This is a genomic window from Candidatus Methanodesulfokora washburnensis (assembly GCF_003947435.1).
Taxonomy (GTDB): domain Archaea; phylum Korarchaeota; class Korarchaeia; order Korarchaeales; family Korarchaeaceae; genus Methanodesulfokora; species Methanodesulfokora washburnensis.
The window spans coordinates 1-5344 of the sequence record NZ_RCOS01000120.1; the positions used below are offsets into that span (position 1 = coordinate 1).

Annotated in this window: 5 protein-coding genes; all 5 read right to left on the reverse strand. The window is 46.2% G+C overall.

Features of this window, described 5'->3' with window-relative positions:
- Nucleotides 1-565, reverse strand: a 565-nt coding sequence (locus D6D85_RS10210) for a S49 family peptidase (protein WP_133308313.1), incomplete at its 3' end; no start/stop codon positions are given.
- The gene (locus D6D85_RS10215) at nucleotides 537-1172 is read right to left on the reverse strand and encodes a hypothetical protein (RefSeq protein WP_125671940.1); all 636 of its coding nucleotides are present in this window, start codon (nucleotides 1170-1172) and stop codon (nucleotides 537-539) included. The genes D6D85_RS10215 and D6D85_RS10210, both read right to left, overlap by 29 nt.
- A gap of 104 nt (nucleotides 1173-1276) precedes the next feature.
- Nucleotides 1277-2203, reverse strand: coding sequence for a hypothetical protein (locus tag D6D85_RS10220; protein ID WP_125671941.1), 927 nt, complete (start codon nucleotides 2201-2203; stop codon nucleotides 1277-1279).
- Entirely contained in the window at nucleotides 2170-4242 is a 2073-nt protein-coding gene (locus D6D85_RS10225; RefSeq protein WP_125671942.1) for a hypothetical protein, read from the reverse strand. Before D6D85_RS10225 ends, D6D85_RS10220 begins: the two co-directional genes overlap by 34 nt.
- A gap of 604 nt (nucleotides 4243-4846) precedes the next feature.
- Nucleotides 4847-5344: TatD family hydrolase (locus D6D85_RS10230; protein WP_237558822.1), on the reverse strand; the 498-nt coding region annotated here is incomplete at its 5' end.

A 5344-nucleotide genomic window follows, 5' to 3' on the forward strand; every position in this document is an offset into this window, starting at 1 on the left:
CCCTCTTGTCCTCCTCTGTCGGCTCCCTAAAGGGGGATCCTATGTCCTTAAGCTCCCCCGATTTGTACACATAGGCCTTGATCCCCAGCTTCTCAAGAAGGCCCTTGTATGTGATCACCGAAACATAAACTCCGACCGAGCCAACGATGCTGCTGTTTGCGGCGATTATCCTCCTGCTCGGAAGAATTGCCATGTAGGCTCCGGATGTCCCATATCCCCTCACAAACGCCACAACTGGCTTTGAGGCAGCAAGCTTCCTTATCTTCAGGTACAATGCCTCGGATGCAGTTGCCTCACCCCCTGGGCTGTCCACAAATAGGACAACAGCCTTTGCATTTGGATCGCTCTCAGCCTTATGCAGGAGTTTGAGGAGATCCTCCGCATCTGTTGGCATGCCGAATATTGTGATCTGGGATGTCCTGTATGCAAGCACCCCTTCCAGCTTGATGAGAGCCACATATCCTGTTGATGGAGCGGGCTTCAGTGAAAGGGCGGATCCAATTGCGACAAGGACTATTATTGCAATCAGGACAGAGCTAAGCAGTAACAGCTTCCTCTCTTCCATGGGGGACAGCCCTCCTAGCTAGGTGAAATCCTATCGCCATGAGGAGAAGGGCTGGGATCGATAATATGCCTGCGGCTAGGCCAAAGCTCATAAATTCAGGGGATTGCAGGAGCGCTGGTGCTTGGAGGACAACGGAGATCAGGTATAAAAGGGCCCCCACAGTTAATATCCTCGTGTTCGTCAGGAGCCCGACATCTAGGGAGGCAACCCCGGCTATCACAGCCACAGCAACTATGACCAGCGGACCAAGGAGAAAAAACGAAATTTTTCCGGTCAAAGCTGTTTGGAACACTCCAACAATCGCAAACAAGAATCCCATTATCGGGCCAAGCAGCACCATGTACTTGGTGAAACAGTAGAACTTCCTCATCCCTGCCCTGCACATGCTAGACCATCCGAGAATCTCGAATATCCACGATGCAATCGCCAAAATAAGGCCGATTATTATCATGACGATATCAATGAAGGGAGGTCTTGGAAGCTGTTCTAAAGAGCGGTAGGGAGAGAGGAACACAGAAGGGAGGAGGTAGGACAATATGACTGCAAGGAAGGCAAGAAAAGCGGCTTCCCTCAGCCATCCCAAGCCTTCTATCATCTCCTCTTCCATAAGAGGTTGGGGATTGGAAATTTAAAAAATTTCGGATGGAGTTGTTTTAGCGGCATTCGGAAAGGTCTTAATGTAAAAAAGCATTTTGCAACATAACCGTGTTATCATCTCAGCCTTGGCAATGTGAACCACACGAATACAAACGACACTAACTGGCAGCAGATTAAGATCCTCTTGATGGTGCTCATTGGCTCCCTCATCTTGCAGAGAGGTGCATATACAACTGCAGAGCAGGGTATTATCCCGAGGAAAAACAGGGAAAAATCTGAGAAGGACAGAAGCCACGCCGTTGGTGGAATCAGCGTTGCTACTACTACCTCTGCTGGCCCTATCTTCTCAGGCATATCCAAGAGAAGCCTCAAAGCAAAGAAGGAAAAGGACATGTAGAGGAAAAAGAGGGCAAGGGCTATATATAGGCGCGATGCGGGTGAAAAAGAGCCAACTGGGAAAATTGGCGTGCAGGGATAGATGCCACATAGCAACGGGGGGAGAGCAGAGCTGAGTATTGGAGGAGCAAGCGCTGTGATTAACAGAATTAATATTATGTACTTCCTTGCCCTTCTATTGGGCACGCTAATTAGATCCAGTGCATAGAAAAGGGCTGAGAAAAGGGTGATTAAGAATAGGATCGAGGAAATAAATGGGTAAGGTTTAAGGGAAATATAAAGGAGAACTAGGATGGATGCTGTGATTAACAGAATTGATCCGATGTACCTCCTTGTGTTTCCACTGGACACTCTTATTAGATCCAGTGCATAGAGAAGAGCTGAGAAGAGGGTGATTGGTGCTAAGGGCAGGAAAAGGAACTCAGGAATATGTGGGAAAAGCTCAGGAGAAATGAGAAGCAGAGCAAATCCAGATAAAGAAATGAATCTACTGCAGCCACTTATGGAAAATAATAGCAGAGCAATAGCAGATGGAATATAAAGAATTTTAGAGATTGTGAGATATGGGTGTGCTTCCATCTCTTTCGAGATCTTCGAATAAAGATCTGTTTCTAGCTCCTTATTGCTCTCTGATATGCGTACCACCCCAATTTCTCAGTGCCATCCTTTCTTAATAAACCAAATGTATACTCTATATGATAGAAGGAACATACGAACGGATGAGGTTTAGAAATATCCAGATCCTTGTATCTATGTATTATTAAACCAAACGGAGCTTTCCCTCCTGTTGCTGAGTTTCCCCGCAAGGAGTAGAATACCACCCTTTCTATGAATAATTCCTGGTAATACTCCCCGAATAATCCAAATCCATAAGTAGTCGCCCATCCAGTCTCCCCTATTATTGTTGGAGTAGAGGTGGCACCATATATCTCACCTGCGGAGGAAGCTGCTCTTAATGCTGTGATTTCTACTATTGCGGAAGCGTATAAACCATCTATTTGGTTAGCTGAAGGCGCGAGAATCCATCCCGGCATGTACGAGTTAACAGCCATGTAGTCCACCAATCCCTTTCCCTTAAGATCTAAGGCTATAGTGGGGATGACGTTGAGGCTAAGGTACCAGCCATCTATAGAGAAGTCGAAGTATACCTTTGTGGCTGTTGGTGCTATTGATGGTGCTTCCAAGATTTCAACTGCATCTACCTCGCAGTCTATATCCAAAAATGGAGTTATCTTCACATATCGGAAGGGAGTTGGGGAGAAATAATCTTTGACCCCATCATCAGCTATTGCCGGATACTCTGCATAGCCCTCCAGCCACATAGTTGATCTGTTGAGCTTGATCCAAGGGCCATCTGAGGAGCTGCTGACGTAGACATCGTACTCATGATATTCGACATCGTAAAAGTTTTTCCTGTCATAGTTGGGCTGTCCGGTGCGAATATCACGACCCAGATGATCCTGAGTGGGATAGACCCGTATCCCTGATACGTTCCTCCCCATGTCGTATATCACGTAGGATCCCCTTCCATAGGGGTTAAAGTATCTCAGATCCAGCTTATCCCCCGCGCTTGGATCTGGATTTGGCGTGGTCAAGGTGAAATAGTAGCTTGTGATGGATGGATTGTAAAAGGTCCAAACCCAAGCCCTCCCCCATCCAGGCTCCTGATGAGTTTCTATCACCTTTCCAAAAATCCCAGTAGCCGGAGGGGAAACTGCATCTATCACCAAAACCTCCTCTCTTCCCGTGTTTATGAGGACTCCAGGGCTTTTTATAGCGGTGCTCAGGTTTCTGAGGAGGTTATATCTGAAATTATTCTCATCAGGATAAAGCCAGTAATAGCTCTGTGGCCTGAAGTTGAGAAATATTACGTGAGCGGGCCATGCATCAACCTCTATCTCAGGCTCATAGTTTAGAACTCTTGCAGGAGTCCCATTTGGGTATCTTACTTGAGTAGGCATGAAGTAAGTGTACCTCCAAACAATTCTCCTGGCGGCCTCCGTCACATGCTTTATATACTCGTCAGGAAGAACACCGATATACTGCCCTACATCCCCCTCGCCATAGTGGGGTGCAATTGGCTTTCCATCTATCCACGGGACCATCCATGCATATCCAGCTCCGACTATCAGCAGCGGGGTCAGGTTGTTCTTCACCATATCCTCAATTGCCTTATCGTAAAAAGCCCATGGATATGAGCCCCAAGGAGCATTCCAATCCGGATATTTGCCCCACTCCCTCTCTATATCTCCCCAGAAAACCATAAACCTGACCATCTTTATCCCTGCACTTGCAATTTTTGACGCAGCTGATCCATCCCATTCGCTGGGCCCCACGTAGCCCAAGGGATAGAACTTCGATAGATCCGGATCATGGACAGTTATGCCCCATATGAATGGATCTGTTGAGTTCCCCTTTTTCACAGTTTTCTTCGCAGTTGGGATGAACAGCTCTATCCTGAGGCTGCTCAGGAGAAGGCTTGCGTTTCCAATAACAGATTTGTGGTGAAATATCCATATAAAGAGCTTCTTCCCCTTCACCTCCCCGAAGTAGATGAACTGGTTGAAGAAGACCCTGTGCAGCACTGTCAGATTGTAGAACTGAGCACCATTTCCATTTACATGCGCTTTTACCTGTATAACAGACAGATTGCTTGAGTCGCTGCTCACATTAGCCATCAGCATTATGTAGCTTCCCTTGGGGAGCTCAAAGGGAAGCTCTATCTCATATTTGAGGAAACCATGCGGGCTTAAAAGAACTGTCCTGTTTGCCAGTATTTCAGCCTTTGATGAGACTGAAAATCTGCTTGCCCCTCACAGAATCACCTTCCACTCATACTCCGTTTCCTCTGCAGACGCAGGAATGACTGGAAAGACAAGAAGGAGGATCAATATCGGGATGAATAACCTCCTGTCCATAAGGCTATGTCAAAAGAGGGGTCTAATATAAACTTTTTTTTCCAAAGTTTAAAACTAGCCTTGTTGCTAGTTCTAATTCAGATTGCTACATGATTTCAAGTTCTCATACCGCTTAATCCAAAATAAATCCTGATAGAAGGAGATCGAGTGCCACATGATCTTCCCGCTAAAATTGACGAGGGAAAACGATAAATTTAGAAGGAGACCTGGAATAGAAGTAGATTATCGTGTTCGCTCTGACGGCTGATTATATCTAGATTAACATTTAAGCAGATCTCAAGATTCTACTACACCAAGATCGAAGTTCTGAAAGACTCAGCCCATGGAAAACAGCAAAGGCAAAACTGTGAAGCCCGAGCAAGAGAATCGCTCAACCTCCGATAAATTTCACTGCATTCTCATGTATTATGCTTTCCGCCTCCTCATATTTGATCGATTTCTCCCTCGCTATTATCCCCACAACCTCCTTCACCATCTCAGGCCTCAGCTCCATTCCCCTGTACACATAGGGGGCATCACTCTCCGTCAAAAGGATCTCAACAGGGGCAGCCCTCAATACCTCCATGTGTCTCCTCTGCATTGAGACAGATGGATTTATTGATATAAAATAGCCTCTCTCCTCTATCTTCTCAAGCAGGTCTATGGGGCCCGTGTACCAGTGGAAGTTCGCCCTCTCTATTTCATACCTGTCAAGTAGATCTAGAACCTCATTCCAGGAGTCAAGGGAGTGTAAATTTACCGATAGATCAAGATCTCTAGCTATCGAGAGCATATATCTGAAGAACTCGAGCTGCTTCCTGTAGTTCGGCCTTCTTTTGTCCAAGCCTATCTCCCCCAAACATCTCACTTTTTCGGCCATCTTCTCTAT